Origin of the sequence: Delftia sp. WSY_22 (assembly GCF_043104185.1) — a bacterium.
GTDB classification, from domain to species: Bacteria; Pseudomonadota; Gammaproteobacteria; order Burkholderiales; family Burkholderiaceae_C; genus Comamonas; species Comamonas tsuruhatensis.
This window is the reverse complement of the sequence record NZ_JBICKN010000018.1, coordinates 229106-246677: the sequence shown is the minus strand read 5'-3', so window position 1 is coordinate 246677 and position 17572 is coordinate 229106. Positions and strand designations below refer to the sequence as shown.

The 17572-nt window shown below is 69.6% G+C and carries 15 protein-coding genes; 7 read left to right on the top strand and 8 right to left on the bottom strand.

The genetic code is table 11. The annotated features are described in order from the left end of the window. Window positions 1-7: 7 nt before the first annotated feature. From imuA to dnaE, 3 genes are read left to right on the top strand one after another with little or no spacing between them, the layout of a single operon-like run. Window positions 8-880 carry a translesion DNA synthesis-associated protein ImuA gene (imuA, locus tag ACF8NF_RS10970; protein ID WP_070080453.1) on the top strand — a complete coding sequence of 291 codons (873 nt, stop codon included), beginning with the start codon at window positions 8-10 and terminating at the stop codon, window positions 878-880. Window positions 881-886: 6 nt separating this feature from the next. Further along, window positions 887-2395, top strand: a complete 1509-nt coding sequence (locus ACF8NF_RS10965) for a Y-family DNA polymerase (RefSeq protein ID WP_392450593.1) — start codon at window positions 887-889, stop codon at window positions 2393-2395. Next, window positions 2388-5774 carry a DNA polymerase III subunit alpha gene (gene dnaE / locus ACF8NF_RS10960; RefSeq protein ID WP_392450592.1) on the top strand — a complete coding sequence of 1129 codons (3387 nt, stop codon included), beginning with the start codon at window positions 2388-2390 and terminating at the stop codon, window positions 5772-5774. The genes ACF8NF_RS10965 and dnaE overlap by 8 nt, the downstream gene beginning before the upstream one ends. Window positions 5775-5803: 29 nt before the next feature. Here dnaE and tsaA read toward each other — a convergent pair whose 3' ends face one another. The 8 genes from tsaA to ACF8NF_RS10920 all read right to left on the bottom strand — a co-directional run bounded on the left by tsaA (window position 5804) and on the right by ACF8NF_RS10920 (window position 14938). Next, window positions 5804-6298: a tRNA (N6-threonylcarbamoyladenosine(37)-N6)-methyltransferase TrmO gene (tsaA, locus tag ACF8NF_RS10955; protein ID WP_016446252.1), complete on the bottom strand. Its 495-nt coding sequence runs from the start codon at window positions 6296-6298 to the stop codon at window positions 5804-5806. After that, window positions 6295-6660, bottom strand: a complete 366-nt coding sequence (locus tag ACF8NF_RS10950) for a winged helix-turn-helix domain-containing protein (RefSeq protein WP_016446251.1) — start codon at window positions 6658-6660, stop codon at window positions 6295-6297. The genes tsaA and ACF8NF_RS10950 overlap by 4 nt, the downstream gene beginning before the upstream one ends. A 339-nt stretch (window positions 6661-6999) precedes the next feature. Then, entirely contained in the window at window positions 7000-9258 is a 2259-nt protein-coding gene (locus ACF8NF_RS10945; protein WP_392450591.1) for an AsmA family protein, read from the bottom strand. Window positions 9259-9405: 147 nt separating this feature from the next. Beyond that, window positions 9406-10752: an MFS transporter gene (locus ACF8NF_RS10940; protein ID WP_017403840.1), complete on the bottom strand. Its 1347-nt coding sequence runs from the start codon at window positions 10750-10752 to the stop codon at window positions 9406-9408. 37 nt (window positions 10753-10789) lie between these two features. Further along, the gene (locus ACF8NF_RS10935; protein ID WP_392450590.1) at window positions 10790-12109 is read right to left on the bottom strand and encodes an MFS transporter; all 1320 of its coding nucleotides are present in this window, start codon (window positions 12107-12109) and stop codon (window positions 10790-10792) included. A gap of 121 nt (window positions 12110-12230) precedes the next feature. Continuing rightward, complete coding sequence (locus ACF8NF_RS10930; RefSeq protein WP_016446247.1) at window positions 12231-13109, bottom strand: SMP-30/gluconolactonase/LRE family protein; 879 nt, start codon at window positions 13107-13109, stop codon at window positions 12231-12233. 46 nt (window positions 13110-13155) lie between these two features. Continuing rightward, window positions 13156-14088, bottom strand: a complete 933-nt coding sequence (locus tag ACF8NF_RS10925) for a 3-keto-5-aminohexanoate cleavage protein (RefSeq protein ID WP_392450589.1) — start codon at window positions 14086-14088, stop codon at window positions 13156-13158. A gap of 55 nt (window positions 14089-14143) precedes the next feature. Beyond that, complete coding sequence (locus ACF8NF_RS10920) at window positions 14144-14938, bottom strand: SDR family oxidoreductase (RefSeq protein WP_046988026.1); 795 nt, start codon at window positions 14936-14938, stop codon at window positions 14144-14146. A gap of 138 nt (window positions 14939-15076) precedes the next feature. Here ACF8NF_RS10920 and ACF8NF_RS10915 point away from each other — a divergent pair, with 138 nt between their 5' ends. From ACF8NF_RS10915 to ACF8NF_RS10900, 4 genes are all read left to right on the top strand, one after another. Then, window positions 15077-15832 carry a GntR family transcriptional regulator gene (locus ACF8NF_RS10915; RefSeq protein ID WP_392450588.1) on the top strand — a complete coding sequence of 252 codons (756 nt, stop codon included), beginning with the start codon at window positions 15077-15079 and terminating at the stop codon, window positions 15830-15832. A 64-nt stretch (window positions 15833-15896) separates the two neighbouring features. Beyond that, complete coding sequence (locus ACF8NF_RS10910) at window positions 15897-16124, top strand: AbrB/MazE/SpoVT family DNA-binding domain-containing protein (RefSeq protein WP_016451595.1); 228 nt, start codon at window positions 15897-15899, stop codon at window positions 16122-16124. After that, window positions 16121-16537, top strand: coding sequence for a putative toxin-antitoxin system toxin component, PIN family (locus ACF8NF_RS10905; protein ID WP_392450587.1), 417 nt, complete (start codon window positions 16121-16123; stop codon window positions 16535-16537). The genes ACF8NF_RS10910 and ACF8NF_RS10905 overlap by 4 nt, the downstream gene beginning before the upstream one ends. A gap of 12 nt (window positions 16538-16549) precedes the next feature. Continuing rightward, complete coding sequence (locus ACF8NF_RS10900; protein ID WP_392450586.1) at window positions 16550-17467, top strand: pseudouridine synthase; 918 nt, start codon at window positions 16550-16552, stop codon at window positions 17465-17467. The last annotated feature ends 105 nt before the right edge of the window (window positions 17468-17572 follow it).

Here is a 17572-nt window from a genome sequence, read left to right as displayed (position 1 = left end):
TTTCTCCATGACCACGCCCCACGCCTCCCAACCTGCGCAGCCCGCCCCCATGGCGGGCGCGGCGCGTGTGCTGCCTCAGTTGCAGGGCGTGTGGCGTGGCGATGGCTGGCAGCAGGCGCTGCAGCAGCGCGTCCAGCCTTCGGGCCATGCGCTGCTGGATGCGCAATTGCCGGGCGGGGGCTGGCCGCTGGGCGCGATGGTCGAGCTGCTGCAACCCGCCCATGGCCATGCCGAATGGCCGCTGCTGCTGCCGGGCCTGGCGGCCCTGATGCAGCGCAGCGCGGGCCAGGTGGTGCTGGTGGCGCCGCCTTGCAGGCCTTTTGCTCCGGGACTGGAAGCGGCGGGCGTGGCGGCGCACCGGCTGTGCTGCGTGGAGGCCGATACCCACCCCGGCGCCCACCCGGCAGGCGATGGGGCAGGGCTGGCCTGGGTCTGTGAGCAGGCACTGCGCTGCCGCGACGTGCTGGCCGTGCTGGCCTGGCTGCCGGCCGGTCTGCCCATGGCCACGCTGCGCCGGCTGCAATGGGCGGCCGCTGCGCAGGGGCGCATTCTGTGGCTGTGGCGCGAGGCCTCGGCCGCCCTGCAGACGGTGGCCTCGCCTGCGCCGCTGCGGCTGCGCGTGGAGACAGAGTTGGGGGAGCCGGGCGAAGGCGGCACGCCAGCCTGCCTGCGCGTGCAGTTGCTCAAGCGCCGGGGGCCTGCGCTGGAGCATCCCTTGAAACTGCCGCTGCACCACTGGGCCTGGCAGGACGTGCTGCAGGCCCAGGCCCTGCGGCGCACCCGGCAGGCGGGCGAGGCGCAGCGCTGGCTTCATGGACACGGGCAACTGCTGCCCGCCGAGGCGCCCGCCCTGCAGGCGGCAGCGCACACCCTGGGATGAGATGCCATGGCACAGCCGAATCAAGCACTGCACTGGATTGCCTGGCCGCTGCATGCCGCGCAGGGCGATGGCCAGGGCAACGGCGACAGTGATGGCAAAGGCAGTGCCTGCGCGCAGCAGGCCTGGTGGGCCCTGCGCTGGACGCCGCGCGTGGCCGTCTGGCAGGGCGCAGGGCAGGCCGTGGCGCTGATGGAGGTGGGCAGCGTGGAGCGCCTGTGGGGCGGCCGCCAGTCCATGCTGCTGGGCCTGCTGCGCGCTCTGCGTGAACAGCAGCCTGACACAGGGCAGGCAGGCAGCCCGCAGATGCCGGTCTGGGCCCGGGCCGCCACGGCCTGGCAGGCGCTGGCCCGGCTGCGCTGGCGCATGCAGGGCACGGATTCGCGCCAGCCCTGGCCGCCTGCCGATGACCTGCCGATCTGGACCCTGCCCGCGCTCGAACCCCATGCGCCGGCCCTGGAGCGCATGGGCTGCCGCCGCTGGGGCGAGCTGCGCGCCCTGCCGCGCGCGGGCCTGGCGCGGCGCATCGGGCTGCCGGCCCTGCTGGCGCTGGACCAGGCCTATGGCAGCAGCCCCCATGCGCTGGACTGGCTGGAGCTGCCCGAACACTTTGCATTGCGCGCCGACCTGGGCTATCCGGCCAGCGACGCCCAGGCCCTGCTGCAGGCCGCCCGGCCCCTGCTGCGTGCGCTGCAGGCCTGGCTGCAGGCCCGCCACCAGGGCGTGCTGGGCCTGCAACTGCGCTGGCACCACGATCTGCGGCGCGTGGACGGCACGCAACTGCCGGCCTGGGAAGCGCTGGACATCCGCACGGCCCGGCCCGCCCAGGCGCTGGAGCACATGGAGCGCCTGCTGCGCGAACGCCTGGCCCGCACGCCCTGGCGCGCGCCTGCGGACATGCTGGAGCTGGTGGCGCTGGACACCGCGCCTTTCGCGGCCGATGCCGGCAGTTGCCTGCCACCGGCCGCGCCCGGTCCGGCGCCGCTGGGCGAGGCGGCAGGCGCGACAGATGGGGCAGACGCGGCCAGCGGCATGGCCTGGCATGAATGGGTGGAGCGCGTCTCGGCCCGCCGTGGCGCGCAGGGCGTGCGGGTGGCGCAGCTGCAATCGGACCACCGGCCCGAGGCCATGCAGCGCTGGACCCCGGCCTGCGAGGCCCTGCAGACCCCGCAGGCACCGCGGCGGCCCGCGCACGCGCGCAAGGCGGCCAACCCCTGGCAGGGCCTGCTGCCGCCCTGGCTGCTTGATCCGCCCCAGCCCCTGCTCCTGCAGGGCAGCCGCCCTTGCTGGCAGGGGCCGCTGCAATTGCTGGCCGGCCCCTATCGGCTGGAGGCCGGCTGGTGGGGAGAGCCGCAGGCCGATGCTGCGCTGGCCGTGCGTGACTATTTCGTGGCCAGCAACGCGGCTGTCGGCCATGTCTGGATCTACCGCGAGCGCACGCCTGCATCGGAGCGGCTGCCAGGCATGCCGGCCCTGCTGTCGCCCGCCGCCTGGTTTGCGCAAGGCATCTATGGCTGAACAGGACATCCTGCTGGAGCCGCCGCCCCCGCAGCTGCAGCGACTGCAGCCCCCGCCCCAGGCCACCGGGCCGGTGTCCGGCATGGCATCGGGCCCGGGCCTGCCCGGCTATGCGGAGCTGCACTGCCTGTCGAACTTCAGCTTTCTGCGCGGCGCCTCTTCGCCGGCCCAACTGGTGCAGCGCGCCAAGGCCCTGGGCTACCAGGCGCTGGCCCTGACCGACGAATGCTCGGTGGCCGGCGCCGTGCGGGCCTTCGAGGCCGCGCGCGACTGCGAGATGGCCCTGATCCATGGCAGCGAATTTGCCTGGGGCCCGCTGCGCGTGGTGGCGCTGGCGCGCGATCTGAACGGCTGGGGCAACCTCTGCGAGTTCATCAGCGCAGCGCGCGCCCGTGCCGACAAGGGCCGGTACCTGGTCGATACCGACAGCCCCTGGCATCTGCTGCGTGAAGGCTGCGAATGCATTGTCCTGCCACAGCGTGCGCTGCTTCCAGCCGGCGATGTGCCCGCCATCGCCCAGGCCGTGCAGGCCGCCGTGGCGCAGCTGGGGCCGGGCTGCTGGCTGGGCGTGGAGCTGCTGCTGGCGCCCGACGACAGCCTGTGGCTGCAAAGCCTGCAGGACGTGGCAGGGTTGCTGGGCCTGTCCTGCGTGGCATGCGGCGACGTGCACATGCATGCGCGCTCGCGCAAGCCGCTGCAGGACCTGGTGACGGCGCTGCGCCTGGGCTGCACGGTGGCCGAATGCGGCTTCGAGCTGCATCCCAATGCCGAGCGCCATCTGCGCTCACGCTTGCGGCTGGGCGGCATCTATCCGCGCGCCATGCTGGATGCAACCTTGCAGATTGCCGCGCGCTGCGATTTCAAGCTCAGTGAGATCAGCTACCACTACCCGCAGGAAAGCGTGCTTCCCGGCATGGACGCGCGCCAGACCCTGGCCTGGCATACCTGGCAGGGAGCGGCGGGGCGCTATCCGCAAGGCATTCCCGAATCGGTCGCCAAGCAATTGAAGGATGAGCTGGAGCTGATCGCCGAATGCCGCTACGAGATGTACTTTCTCACCGTGCACGACATCGTGCGCTATGCGCGCAGCGAAGGCATCCTGTGCCAGGGGCGCGGTTCGGCCGCGAACTCGGCCGTCTGCTATTGCCTGGGCATCACGGCCGTGGACCCGAACAAGACCACGCTGCTGATGGCGCGCTTCATCAGCCGCGAGCGCAGCGAGCCCCCAGATATCGACGTGGACTTCGAGCACGCGCGGCGCGAGACCGTCATCCAGTACATCTACGAAAAATACGGCCGCGGCCGTGCGGCGCTGACGGCCGTGGTCAGCTGCTGGCGCACGCGCGGTGCGCTGCGCGATGCGGGCAAGGCCCTGGGCGTGGATGCGGTGCTGATCGACGCCATGGCCCGGCAGCACCACTGGTTCAGCGATGCCGAGGACCAGGCGGCCGAGCCGGAGCCCGAACCCGATGACCCCGCCCTGGGCTGGGTGCGCTCCAAGCTGCTGCGCCTGGCCCGGCTGCGCGAGCGGCTGGGCGACGACTGCCCGCAACTGTCGCCCCAGCGTGCGCGGCTGTGGCTGGAGCTGGCCCTGCAGCTGCGCGACAGCCCGCGCCACCTGAGCCAGCATGTGGGCGGATTTGTGCTGACCGACGGGCCGCTGACGCGGCTGGTGCCCGTGGAGCCGGCCGCCATGGAGGGCCGCTCGGTCATCCAGTGGGACAAGGACGATCTGGACACCATGAAGCTGCTCAAGGTCGATGTGCTGGCCCTGGGCATGCTCACCGTGCTGCGCGGCAGCCTGCACGCGCGCGCCGCGCTGCGCGGCCCGCGCTGGGAGCTGGCCGACATCCCCAAGGACGACCCGGCCACCTACGACATGATCTGCCGCGCCGACACCGTGGGCACCTTCCAGATCGAGAGCCGGGCGCAGATGAGCATGCTGCCCCGGCTGCAGCCGCGCGAGTTCTACGACCTGGTGGTCGAGGTCGCCATCGTGCGGCCCGGCCCCATACAGGGCGGCATGGTCCATCCCTATCTTCAGGCGCGCGAGCGTCGGCGGCAGGGCGGCGAGCTGGTCCTGGAAAAGCCTGCGCTCGAGAAGGCGCTCAAGCGCACGCTGGGCGTGCCCATTTTTCAGGAGCAGGTGATGCAGATCGCCATGATCGCGGCGAACTTCTCGGCGGGCGATGCCGACGAGCTGCGCCGCTCCATGGCGGCCTGGCGGCGCAAGGGCGGCGTGCACCGCTTCGAGCGTCCGTTGATAGACGGCATGCTGGCCAACGGCTACAGCGCCGAATTTGCCCAGGCCATCTTCCGCCAGATGCTGGGCTTCGGCGAATACGGCTTCCCAGAAAGCCATGCCTACAGCTTCGCCATGCTGGCCTATGCCAGCGCCTGGCTCAAGCGCCATGAGCCGGCCTGTTTCCTCATGGCCTTGCTCAATGCCCAGCCCATGGGCTTCTACACCCCCTCGCAACTGATCCAGGATGCGCGCCGGCACGGCGTGCGCGTGCTGCCCGTCGATGTGCGCCACAGCGACTGGGACTGCACGCTGGAGGCACCGCACGAGCGCATTGCCGGCGTCGAGCTGCCGCAGCCGGCCGTGCGCCTGGGGCTGTGCATGGTGGCGCAGCTGCCAAAGACTTCGGGCGAGCGCGTGGCCCAGGTCCGCGCGCAGGCGCCGTTCAGGAGCACCGAGGACCTGGCCCTGCGCGCCCGGCTGCAGCGCGCCGAGCTGCAGGCCCTGGCGGCGGCCGATGCGCTGCAGGGCCTGTCAGGCCACCGCCGCCAGCAGATGTGGGATGCGGCGGCCCTGCAGGTGCAGCCCCCGCTGTTCGCGGGCGTGCCCGTGCACGAGGCGCCCGTGCAACTGGCCGCCGCGCCCGAGGGCGAGGAAATCCTGTTCGACTACGCGGCCACGGGCCTGAGCCTGCGCCGCCATCCGCTGGCCCTGCTGCGTGACCGCCTGCGCCGCCACGGGCTGCGCACGGCGCTGGAGCTGCGCGACACGCTGGCGGGCATGCGCGTGCGGGCCTGCGGCATCGTCACCGTGCGCCAGCGCCCGCCCACGGCCAAGGGCACTCTCTTCATCACGCTGGAGGACGAGACGGGCACGGTCAACTTGGTGGTCTGGCCCGATACCGTCACGCGCTGGGGCGAGCCCTTGCTGGGCGCGCGGCTGCTGGCGGTGGAGGGCATCTGGCAAAGCAGCTCGGATTGGGGCGGCGGCAAGGACCCCGGCGAGCCAGCGCCTGCAGAGCAGGCCAGCCAGGAGGTGCCCGCCGTGCGCCATCTCATCGTGCACCGCGCCCGCGACATGAGCCGCTGGCTGGGCCGCCTGGGCGGCGCCGGCGTGGCAAGCCGCAATTTCCACTGAGGGCTGTTGCCGTTGTTGCCGAAGCAGGCTCAGGCCATGCGGGCGTCGGCGCGGATGTCCGGCATCTGGTCGATACGCTTGCCGAACCAGCCTATGCGCTCGGTCTGGCGCACATCCAGCCTGGGCACGTAGGGCTTGATGTCGAGCACGGGCGTGCCGTCCAGCATGTCGTTGCCCAGGAAATGCAGCAGCAGTCCTTCGCGCCGCACCAGGCGCACGATGGACAGGCCCAGCCGGTTGGGCCGCGCCGGGGCGCGTGTGGCGAACACGCCGTGGCTGCGGTCGTCCATGAAGGGCACGACTTCCAGCTTTTCCACGGCCTGGTGCAGGTGGGTGATGAGGATCAGGTAGTCAAAGCCTTCGATGTCGCGCAGCCCGGCCTCGAACTCGGGCAGCAGCTCCACGCGGCCTGCCTCGTCGGCCGCGCCTGCCGTCTGTATGGGCATGCCCACCGGATCGGTGAAGCGGCTGCGCACATGGCCGATGGGGCGGCAGCCTATGGCTTGCGCGGCGGCATCGCTCATGCGCTGGCGGTGCCCTGGGGATTGAGCAGGCGCGTCAGCGCTGCGATATCGGCCGCAGCCGCCATGCGCGACGTGGTTTCTATGGAGCGGTAATGCCTGACGATGGCCTCGCCCGTGGCCGTGAGCGAGGCGCCGCCGCCATGGGCGCCGCCTGCGCTGGTGTTGACGGCCGGCGTCTGCAGCGCGCGGTTCATCTCGTCCACGAGCACCCAGGCGCGCCGGTACGACATGCCCAGCGAGCGGGCTGCGGCCGAGATGGAGCCCGCCTCGGCGATGGATTCGAGCAACTGCACCTTGCCGGGTCCGATGGCAATGGTGCTGTCGTTGTATACGCGCAGGCGGAACTGGACTTTGGAGGACATGGGAGAAGGGCTGGGCACGGCAAAAGCGGGTTAACGGCGAAGGTTAAGCGAAATCAACGGTCTGCGCCGCGATGGGGCTAAGGGGAAATACGCAATGCATGGCCTGCTACAGCGGGGCGGGTCATATGCACTGTGCGCCGCCGCCGTTCGCAACGGCTGTGGCCCTCATGGTACTGATGGCTCGCACGGTCGGCGTTGCCACTCTTGCCAGACTGCACGCTGGCCCAAGCCCCGGCTCACATAGGCGCGCGGTGATCATGGTCTTGCTGGCCAGCGCCTGGGGACGGCCGTTCGTGGCGTTCCCAGGGCGCGCTGCAGCTGAAGGCCGGGCAGGCCTTCCTACTTCTTGCCGGCGTCTGCCAGCAGGCGCTGGCATTGCGCATCTTCCTCGGCAGCCGGCACCGTCAGCGGCACCAGGGCCAGGGCGGCGGGCGCCACCACGGCGGCGGCCACGGCCGCGCCCGCACGCAGCAGCAGCGGGCCGGGCTCCACGCCCACCTTGGGGTTGGCGAAGCTGCCGCGCACATACAGGGGCGTGCGCAGCGAGAAGAACTTCCACTTCAGCGATTCGGGCTTGATGTGCAGATCCATGGTCTCCTGCGCCAGGCTGATCTGGCCTGTGGCCTCCACGATCGCCTCCGGCGTCGCCAACTTGACGTTGCGCGTGCGTGCCAGGCCGTTCTGCACGGACAGGTCGGCCACGGCGCAGTTGAGCTGGACTTCCTTGTCGGCACCGAACAGCTTGGTCACCACCACGCTGCCCAGGTTGAGCGCGGCCAGGTCCAGCAGTTGCTTGCTGAAGCGCCCGTCGCGCACATACAGGCGCATGTCGCCGGAGCTGGTGCCCAGCCATTCGGCCATGGACTGGCCTCGGCCCTCCAGGGCGATGGCGCCATCCATGCTGCCCAGGCTTTTCTTCATCAATTCGATCTCGGGGAACAGGGCCGACAGCTGCAGCCCCTGGACCTTGCCCTGGAGGTTGGCCTTGGGCGGCTTGGCGCCGCTGTCCACCATGGCCTGCAGGTCCAGCTTGCCCTTGGCCATGCCGAAGCGCAGCGGCGCCAGGCGCAGCACACCGTTGTCCATGACGGCATGTACGCTGAAGTTCTCGATGGGCAGGGCCTGGGGACGCTCGATGCGGTCACTCTGGAAGTGCACATCCATATCCATGGCATTCCACTTGCTGGTGTCGAAGCGCTGCGTGGGCAGGGTCTTGCCGCTGGCCGCCTGCCGGCTTTTCTGGTCCTGCCTGGTGGACGGTGCTCCTACCACCGGCCCCAGGTCGGCCAGGCGCAGCTTGCGCGATGCCAGCTCGCCGCTGAGCTTGGGCCGGGGCTTGCCGGATGCGTAATGCAGCGAGCCGCGCAGATCGCTCTGGCCCACGCGGCCCTCGAAGTTTTCGTAGTCCCACTCGGCGCGGCCGGGCTGCAGGCTGCCGACCAGATGGCCGTTGGTGTCGAAGGGCGGTGTACGCGGCAGCAGCAGGCCGGTCAGTGGGAACAGGTCGGCCATGCTGGAGCCGCGCAGGTGCACCTGCAGGTCCATGCCCTTGAGTGCCCTGGGATTGTCGAGAATGCCCTCGGCCCGTGCGCGCAGGCTGCCCGCATGGGCCCACAGCTTGACCGGAAAGCGTGCCTGCTCGCTTTGCAGGTCCAGCACGGGCCCGATGAGGCCCTGGGCCTCGACCGTGGCCTTGGCGATGCGGCCGGTCAGGCCGACGCGCATGCCATACGGAAAGTCTGGACTGGGCGGCCGTACAAGGCTGTCCAGGCGTGCGCGCACCGCCATCTGGCGCACGCCATCGCTCCAGCCCACCAGGCCGCCGCGCAGGCTCAATTGCGTCACTTGGAAGCGCCAGCGCGGACCGGTGGACTCGGGGCGCTTGAAAGTCCAGTTGTTGCTGCCGTCCTTGCGCCGTGCAAAGACCAGGTCAGGCCCTTCGAGCTGCAGATGGTCCAGCAGCACGTGCCGGCCCAGCAGCGGCCACAGCCGCAGGCTGGCCGTGGCGCGGGCTGCCGTGGCCATGGTGGCGGCGTCGCGCGGGGGAGGGGCCATTTTCTCGTCGGCCAGGACGATGCTGTCGCTGTCGATACTGGGCGCGGAAGGGCTGGCCTGCGAGTCCTTGTCCTTGTCCTTCGCCTTTCCCCTGGGCTGTTCCTTGGCTTTCTCCTCGGGCAGGCGGCCCTTGTTCAACTGGTCGGGCGGCGCAGGCAGGGCAGGCAGCTCGCCACTGCCCTTGGCCGGCTCCTGCTCCACCTGCCAGCCTTCGGGCTGGCCCAGCGTCAGCTGCTCGGCCTGGACGGTGACGCCAGGAATCCAGTGACGCCAGCCCTGGTCCAGGGGCTGGGGCCAGTTCCATTGCACCCGCAGGTCGCCTTCAATCGCGAAATGCCGGCCGGTGCTTTCACTGACCCGCTCATTGATCCAGGGCTTGGCGCGGTTCCAGTCATAGGTGGCAATCAGGACCACGACCAGCGCCACCAGCAGCACCAGGGCCGAGACCATCCATACGAGGATGCGCAGCCAGCGGCGGCGCGGCGGGCGGGGTGTGGGCTTGGATGCCGGCGTGGGAGAGCTGTCGGTCGCTGTGTCGGTCATGGCGCAGGGGGCCGCTAAATGGAGTTCGGTCCATCCTAGCGCCGCAAAACCGCTTGCCAAGGTCCGGGACGCGCTGGCGGGCAGCCGGCAGGCCCGCATACAGGAGATTGGCTTACAGCGCGGCCTGCCGTGGCAAAAGCGCTGTCATCACCGTGTCTCCTGGCCCTGCCGCAGCCGGGTCGATGCCAGGGCGGCCACCACCAGCAGGCCCGCCATGATGAACAGGCCGTTGCGCGTGCTGCCCGTGGCCTGTTCGATCATCCCCATCACGGTGGGGCCGATGAAGCCGCCCACCAGTCCGCAGGTATTGACCAGGGCAATGCCGCCCGCCAGCCCCGCACCCGCCAGCCGCGAGGCCGGGAACAGGAAGACGACGGACTGCACCACGAAGAACATCAGCGCCGTCAGGCTGAAACCCAGCAGCCCCAGCGCGGGCGAGGCCTTGCCCGCCAGCGCCGCCAGCAGCAGGCCTGCAGCCATGGTGCCCAGGCCCGCCAGCAGCATGCGCCGGCAGCGCTGCGGGTGGGTGGCAAAGCGCGGCAGCCAGGCCGCACCGATGGCCGCTGCAATCCAGGGCACGGAGTTGAGCGTGCCGATCTGCAGCGGCGAGAGCTGGCCGTAGGTGCCGATGATGCCGGGCAGGAAGAAGATCACCGTGTAGATGCTGATCTGGTGGCAGAAGTAGACAAGGATGGCCAGCCAGATCTGGCGGTCACGCAGGCAGTCCCGGAGCGAGTGGCCCACCTGGCCGGCGCTGGCCTGCTGGTCCTGCTCGGCCTGCAGGCGTTGCAGTACCTCGCGCGATTCGGCGGCCGTCAGCCAGGGTGCGCTGGCCGGGCCGTCGGGCAGCTTCTTCCAGACCACCCAGGCCAGGGCCACGGCGGGCAGGCCCTCGATCACGAACATCCACTGCCAGCCGTGCCAGCCCAGGAAACCGTCCATCTGCAGCAGCGCGCCGCCCACGGGGCCGCTGAGGATGTTGGCAATGCACACGCCCAGCAGGAAGTAGCCGATGGCGCGGGCCCGTTCCTCGCGGCCGAACCAGTAGGTCAGGTACAGCATCACGCCGGGGAACAGCCCCGCCTCGGCCGCGCCCAGCAGCACGCGCATCACGTAGAACGAGGTCTCTCCGGTGATGAAGGCCATGCCGGCCGACAGCAGGCCCCAGGTCACCATGATCCGGGTGATCCAGAACCGCGCGCCCACCCTGTGCATGATGAGGTTGCTGGGCACTTCCAGCAGGGCGTAGCTCAGGAAGAACAGCCCCGCGCCCAGGCCGTAGGCGGCCGCCGAGATGCCCAGGTCCACCTCGATGTGCGACTTGGCCAGCGCGATATTGGTGCGGTCTATGAAGCTGATCACATAGGACAGCACCAGCAGCGGCATCAGCCTGCGGAAGATGCGGGCGTTGAGCAGCGACTGCCTGTCGCCGGCGGCAGGCTGCGGCCGTGCGGGCGGCGCGTGAACAGGGGAGGGCGATGGGTGATGGACCATGGCAAATCCTTGGAAAGATGGGTGGATGAAAGCGGAGTCAGGCGGTGGCGGTGGAGGCGGCGTTGCCGCGCGTGCCCAGCTGCAGGGCCACGCCGCCCAGCGCGCAGCCGGCCATGACCAGGAAGCACAGGGCATAGCCGCCGGGGCTGGTCCAGCCGCCGCCCAGGGCGATCAGGCTGCCCATCAGCACGGGCGCGATGCCGCCGCCCACGAACATGGCGGTGGTGATGATTCCGTTGGCCGTGGAGGTGGCCGCAGGCTGGGCGCAGTCCGAGGCCACCGCGTAGTAGATGGGCCAGACCGCATTGGCGACCAGGCCGAACAGCAGCTGCATCACCACGACCAGGGCCATGGTGTCGGCGAAGTAGAAGGCGCCCACGCTGGCGGCCATCCACAGGCCGCAGATCACCAGGGTGACGCGGCGCCCGATCACGTCCGACAGAGCCGGCCAGACCAGCTGGCCCAGGATGCCGGTGAGCGTGAACACCACGCTCATGCCTGCCGATTCGGCCAGCGACAGGCCCATGATGTTGAAGAGGTAGGCGGGCAGCACCACGTTGATGCCCATGTAGACCACCTGCGTGAGCAGGGTGTTTCCAGCCGTCAGGGCGATGCTGCGGTTGGCCAGCGTGCTGCGCAGGGTGCGCCAGGCCTGGCCTTTTTCCACCTGCGCCGCCACGCTGGCCTGCGGCGGGGTCATGCCCCGGGCGGCGATGTCGGCATACAGCAGTTCCATCTTCTGCGGCGTGGAGTAGCGCGCCCAGAACCACATCAGCGGGATGGCGACGACCAGCGCGACAAAGAACACATAGCGCCAGTTCTCCTCGCCGAAGGCGTACAGCACAAAGCCGGCGACCAGGCCGCTGAGCATGGCGCCCACCGGATAGCCCGTGTGGTGGGCGCCCAGCGCGAAGCCGCGCCGCTCCACCGGCCACCACTCGGCGGTGTTGCTCACGCCCACGGGCTCGCCCCAGCCGGCGCCCAGGTTGACGCCGACGCGCAGCGCCACGAAGCCCGCCAGGCTGCCGCTCAGCGCCTTGAAGCCCGAGGCGAACGACAGCGCCGTATAGCCCAGCACCAGGGGCACCTGAAAGCGTGCGCGCTTCCAGCCCGCGCCGTAGCGGTCGCTCCAGATCGCGCCGGGAATGTCCAGCACGGCCAGGGCCAGCATCACGATGGTGGCCACCGTGCCCCATTCGTCGGCCGACAGGCCGAAGTGCCGGGAGATGGTCGGCCCCAGCCGCAGCACGATCTCGCGGTCGTAGGCATTCAGTACCCAGATCAGCCAGCAGACCAGCAGGGATACCCATGAATAGCGGTGGATCTGGCGCAGCGAAGCGCGCGGGGCCTGGGCCATGGCGGTCTCCCGGGCACCAGCGGTGGGTGCCGTTTCATTGTTGTGTGGATGAAGGCGCCGCTTCGCGGGGCGGGCGGCGTTGCGGTGCGAAGGCTCCGGGCCTGCATGCCCGGCTCCGCGCTCAGGCGCCGAAGCGCTGCTCGGGCAGGCCACGCACGCCCAGCCCCTTGACGGCAAACAGCGCGCCACGGGACTGGCCGTCGCCCGGGAAACGCGGCAACGGCGGCTTGCCCATGGAGGTGACGTACAGCGTGTCGAGCCCGGGCCCGCCGAACATCACGCTGGTCACCTTGCGCACCGGCATCTCTATCACCCGGTCCACCCGGCCGTCCGGCGTGTAGCGCACCAGCTGGCCCGCGTACACCAGGGCCTGCCACAGGCAGCCTTCGGCATCGACCGTGGCCCCGTCGGCCGCGCCGCCACCGCTGGTGTCGACCGGGGCAAAGGTCCGGCGGCCGCTGGCATGGCCCGTGGCCGTGTCGTAGTCGTAGGCGCGGATCTCGCCGCTCCACGTGTCCGAGAAATAGAGCGTCGTGCCGTCCGGGCTCCAGCACGGGCCGTTCGAGCAGATGATGCCCTCGTCCAGCACATGCAGGCTCAGGTCCGTGTCCAGCCGGTACAGCCGCGCCGAAGGCTGCTCCTCCAGGGTGTCCATGGAGCCGAAGACGAAGCGGCCCTGCCGGTCCACCTTGCCGTCGTTGAGCCGGTTGCCGGGAAGGTGGGACTCGGGGGCGACGACCAGCTCCAGCTCGCCGCTTTCCAGGTCCAGCGTGTGCACGCCGCCGTGCAGAGCCACCAGGGCCGAGCGGCCGTCGCGGCGCAGTGCCATGGAGCCAATCTTCTGGCCGACTTCCCAGGCGCGCAGTTCCCGCCCGTCGGCCGTGCAGCGGAAGATACGGCCGTCGAAGCTGTCTATCCAGTACAGGCGCTGCTGCCCGACGTCCCACAGCGGGCCTTCGCCCAGCGTGGTCTTGAGGTCGGCGACGATATCGATCTGCATGGGAGTCTCCTGTTCGGTGGCATGGGGGCTGGCCCGGGAAGGCGATTCAGAAGGCGACGTTGGCCGCACCCTTGAGGCCCAGCATCCGGCGCGCCTCGTCAGGCGTGGCGACGTCGACATTCAGGGCCTCGAGCACGGTGCGGATGCGGCGCACCTGCTCGGCGCTGGAGGTGGCCAGCTGGCCCGGGCCTATCCACAGAGAGTCTTCCAGCCCCACGCGCACATGCGAGCCCATGGCCGCGCCCATGGTGGCCAGCGGCAGCTGGTTGCGCCCGGCGCCCAGGATGGACCACTGGTAGTTGCTGCCCAGCAGGCGGTCGGCCGTGCGCCGCATGTGCATCAGGTCCTCCGGGTGGCCGCCGATGCCGCCCAGGATGCCGAACACCGACTGCACGAACACGGGCCCCTGCACCAGCCCCCGGTCCACGAAATGCGCCAGGTTGTGCAGGTGGCTGATGTCGTAGCACTCGAACTCGAAGCGCGTGCCCTGGGCCTGGCCCAGCCGCAGGATGCCTTCGATATCGGCAAAGGTGTTCTTGAAGACCAGGTTGCGGCTGTTTTCCAGGTGCTCGCGTTCCCAGGCGTGTTCCAGGTCCTTGAAGCGCTCCAGCATGGGGAACAGGCCGAAGTTCATCGAGCCCATGTTCAGCGAGGCCAGCTCGGGCTGGAACTCGGTCACGGGCCGCATGCGCTCTGGCACCGTCATGTGCGGGCTGCCGCCCGTGGTGATGTTGATGATGGCATCGCTCTCGGCACGGATCGCCTTGAGAAAGGGGCGGAACAGCTCCGGGTCCTGCGAAGGGCGCCCGTCGCGCGGATCGCGGGCATGCAGGTGCACGATGGCGGCACCGGCCTCGGCGGCATCGATGGCGGCGCGGGCAATCTGCTCGGCCGTCACCGGCAGGTGGGGCGACATGCTGGGCGTGTGGATGGCGCCCGTGGGCGCGCAGGTGATGATGGCTTTGGTGCGGGTGGCCATGGAAGGTCCTTGCGAACGGTGAAAAAGGCGAGAGGAGGGGAGGAGGAGAGGGCGCTCAGCTCAGCGCCTGTGTCAGGCCATCGACGGCCAGCTCCTGGCCCGTGACATGGCCGGCCAGCGGGCTGGCGGCAAACACGGCCATGTTGGCAATGTCGCGCGCCGTGGCCATGCGGCCCAGCGCGGCCTGGTGCGTGTAGCTGCGCGTGACATCCTCCAGCGGCAGGCCGCGCGCCTGCGCCTTGGCGGCAATCACGTCGCGGATGCGCGGGCCGTCCACGGCGCCCGGCAGGATGGCGTTCACCCGGATGCCGTCGGCGCCCAGCTCCAGTGCCAGCGACTTGGTCAGGCCGATCACCGCCCACTTGGACGCCGAATAGGCCGTGCGGCCCGGCATGCCCAGGTGGCCTGCCGCCGAAGACAGGTTGACGATGGCCGCCTGCCGGCCCTCGCGTGCCGATTGCCGAAGCCGGGGCACGGCCAGCCGCGTGCACAGGAAGGCGCCGGTGATGTTCACATCCAGCGTGCGCTGCCAGTCGGCCAGCTCCAGCGTCTCTACCGCGCCCGTGGGGCCGGCCACCCCGGCGTTGTTGACGAGGATGTCCAGGCCGCCCAACTCGTTGTCCACGGCCTTGAACAGGGCCTGCACCTGCAAGGCATCCGACACATCGGCAAGACGGCCGCTGGCGCCGGGCAGGGCGGCAGCCAGCGCATCCAGGCTGGCCTGGGCCACGTCACAGACCATGACGCGCGCGCCGGCCTCGGCAAAGGCGCGGCTGATTTCCAGGCCGATTCCGGCGGCGCCCGCCGTCACCAGGACGCGCTGGCCGGCCAGAAGATCGTTTTTCCACATGCGGGGACTCCTTGGGAACTCAAACAAAGGTGAAAGGGATTCGGGTTGGGTTTGGATTTTGTATCTGTGATCACAGATCAAATATGGTGAATACCCTATGAGGCATGACAGCGGCGGCGCCGCGCTACCATCGCCGCCATGGCCATCAACGAACTAGTCACCCCACTCAAACGGCAGACCCTCAGCAGCGATGTCTATGCACAGCTCAGGGAATTGCTGATCACGGGCCAGATGATTCCGGGCGAGCAGATCTCGCTGCGCACCACGGCCAGCGCGCTGGGCGTCAGCGTCATGCCCGTGCGCGAGGCCGTGCACCGGCTGGTGGCCGAGCAGGCGCTGGAACTCACGCCCAACCGCGCGCTGCGCGTGCCCTTGATGACGGAAAGCGCCTTCCGCGAGATCACCCGCATCCGCGTCAACCTCGAAGGCCTGGCCACGGAGCAGGCGGCCCGGCAACTGCCGGCCGCCGGGCTGGAACGCATCGCCGCCCTGCAGGACCGCTTTGCGGCCGAGATGGCCAGCGCCTCGCCGGACGGCGCGCGGCTCATCGCCTTCAACAAGGATTTCCACTTCGCCGTCTACAGCGCGGCCGGCATGCCCATGCTGCTGCAGATGATCGAGGCGCTGTGGCTGCGCATAGGCCCCATCCTCAACCACGACATGCGCTCGGGCTCGCGCCGCGTGAGCGAACAGGTGGCGGTCGGCCACCATGCGCGCCTGGTCGAGGCCCTGCGGCGCGGCGATGCGCCCGCCGCCAAGGAGGCGCTGCGCGGCGACATCGAAAGCGCGGCCGACTACATTGTTTCGGCGGGCGTGCTGGTGACGGCGGACAGCGGGTTGAACGGCGTGAGTGGACTGAGCGGGTCAGCCTCGCCAGGTGAAGAAACCCGGTGAGACGCAGAGGAATGAAGTAAGGAAGTAAGATTTCCGTGTTTTCTCTGATTTGCAGGAGCCGGCCATGCTTGCCAAATTGACGTCGAAGAACCAAATCACCCTGCCCAAGGCCGTGGTGTCCGAGGTGGAGGCCACCGAGTATTTCGAGGTGGCCGTGGAAAACGGCCGCATCGTGCTCACGCCCGTGCACGTGCAGCGTGTCCAGCGCGCACAGGCCGTCCGCGACAAGCTGCAGCAGATGGGCATCACCGAAGAGGATGTGCAGGAGGCTACCTCCTGGGCGCGCAAATGATGCGTGTCGTCCTGGACACCAACGTCGTGCTCTCGGCATTGCTGTTCACGTCCGGCCGTCTTGCGTGGATACGCCGGGCCTGGCAGCACCAGCAGTTGCAGCCCCTGGTCTGCAGGGAAACGGCCAGCGAATTGCTGCGTGTGCTCGCCTATCCGAAGTTCAAGCTGTCAACGGCCGAGCAACAGGCCTTGCTGGAGGATTTCCTGCCCTGGGCCGATGTCGTCACACTGCCGCAGCCCTGGCCTGCATTGCCGCTGTGCCGGGACGACAAGGACCAGGTGTTCCTGGTGCTGGCGCATGTAGGCCGGGCCCGGGCGCTCATCACCGGCGACGGCGACCTTCTGGCGCTGCGAGACAGCTTTCCCGGCCTGATCGTGACGCCTGATGAATGGGCTGCGCGGCAGGCGCTCTGAGGGCTGAAACACATGCACAACGCCCACGACCCCAAGGTTCTTCCTCTGCGCGACGGCGTCAGCCCCAGCTGCGTGGTGCTGCCCAGCCAGGGCGGCGGGTTGCTGATCGATTTTCTGGCCGAGCGCCTGCCGGCCGTGGCGCGCGAGGACTGGCTGCGGCGCATGGCGCAGGAAGAAGTGGTGGACGAGCACGGCCGTGCCGCCCATGCAGGCACGGCCTTTGCGCCGGGCCTGCGCTACTACTACTACCGCGAGCTGCAGGCCGAGCCGCCCATCCCCTTCGAGGCCGAGGTCCTCCACCGCGACGCGCATCTGCTGGTGGCCGACAAGCCGCATTTCCTGCCCGTGGTGCCGGCCGGCAAGTACCTGCAGCAGACGCTGCTGGTGAGGCTCAAGCGCGAGTTCGACCTGCCCGAGCTGTCGCCCATCCACCGCATCGACCGCGACACGGCGGGGCTGGTGGTGTTTTCGGTGCAGCGCGCCACACGCGGCATCTACCAGGCGCTGTTCCGCGACCGCGCCATCCACAAGACCTACGAGGCCGTCGCCCCCTGGCGCGAGGACGTGGTTTTCCCGCGCACGCATGAAAGCCGCATGGAGGAAAGCGGCCATTTCTTCCGCATGCACGAGGTGGCCGGCACACCCAACACCCGCACCCACATGCAGGTGCTGGAGCAGCGCGGCCGCTGGGCACGCTACCGGCTGGAGCCGGAAAGCGGCAAGCGCCACCAGCTGCGCGTGCACATGGCCGCCCTGGGCCTGCCGCTGTGGGGCGACGGCTTCTATCCCGAAGTGCATGACTTGCCCGAGGGCGACTACTCGCGCCCGCTGCAGCTGCTGGCGCGCAGCCTGTCCTTCACCGATCCTCTGGACGGCCAGTCGCGGCGCTTTGACAGCCGCCGCCAGCTGCTGCCGCTGACCGACCTGTAGAGGCCTTGCCGCTGCCGGAAACCGCTGGCTTTTTTGCCCATGGCCACGCCATGGGATAGGCTGGTTGCGGACATTTAACGGACAACTTTGTCCGATAATTGTCCG

Excerpts from the sequence above, each read along its gene's own strand:
- imuA (WP_070080453.1), top strand. The coding sequence starts at position 8 with ATGACCACGCCCCACGCCTCCCAACCTGCGCAGCCCGCCCCCATGGCG.
- ACF8NF_RS10965 (WP_392450593.1), top strand. The coding sequence starts at position 887 with ATGGCACAGCCGAATCAAGCACTGCACTGGATTGCCTGGCCGCTGCAT.
- dnaE (WP_392450592.1), top strand. The coding sequence starts at position 2,388 with ATGGCTGAACAGGACATCCTGCTGGAGCCGCCGCCCCCGCAGCTGCAG.
- tsaA (WP_016446252.1), bottom strand. The coding sequence starts at position 6,298 with ATGAGCGATGCCGCCGCGCAAGCCATAGGCTGCCGCCCCATCGGCCAT.
- ACF8NF_RS10950 (WP_016446251.1), bottom strand. The coding sequence starts at position 6,660 with ATGTCCTCCAAAGTCCAGTTCCGCCTGCGCGTATACAACGACAGCACC.
- ACF8NF_RS10945 (WP_392450591.1), bottom strand. The coding sequence starts at position 9,258 with ATGACCGACACAGCGACCGACAGCTCTCCCACGCCGGCATCCAAGCCC.
- ACF8NF_RS10940 (WP_017403840.1), bottom strand. The coding sequence starts at position 10,752 with ATGGTCCATCACCCATCGCCCTCCCCTGTTCACGCGCCGCCCGCACGG.
- ACF8NF_RS10935 (WP_392450590.1), bottom strand. The coding sequence starts at position 12,109 with ATGGCCCAGGCCCCGCGCGCTTCGCTGCGCCAGATCCACCGCTATTCA.
- ACF8NF_RS10930 (WP_016446247.1), bottom strand. The coding sequence starts at position 13,109 with ATGCAGATCGATATCGTCGCCGACCTCAAGACCACGCTGGGCGAAGGC.
- ACF8NF_RS10925 (WP_392450589.1), bottom strand. The coding sequence starts at position 14,088 with ATGGCCACCCGCACCAAAGCCATCATCACCTGCGCGCCCACGGGCGCC.
- ACF8NF_RS10920 (WP_046988026.1), bottom strand. The coding sequence starts at position 14,938 with ATGTGGAAAAACGATCTTCTGGCCGGCCAGCGCGTCCTGGTGACGGCG.
- ACF8NF_RS10915 (WP_392450588.1), top strand. The coding sequence starts at position 15,077 with ATGGCCATCAACGAACTAGTCACCCCACTCAAACGGCAGACCCTCAGC.
- ACF8NF_RS10910 (WP_016451595.1), top strand. The coding sequence starts at position 15,897 with ATGCTTGCCAAATTGACGTCGAAGAACCAAATCACCCTGCCCAAGGCC.
- ACF8NF_RS10905 (WP_392450587.1), top strand. The coding sequence starts at position 16,121 with ATGATGCGTGTCGTCCTGGACACCAACGTCGTGCTCTCGGCATTGCTG.
- ACF8NF_RS10900 (WP_392450586.1), top strand. The coding sequence starts at position 16,550 with ATGCACAACGCCCACGACCCCAAGGTTCTTCCTCTGCGCGACGGCGTC.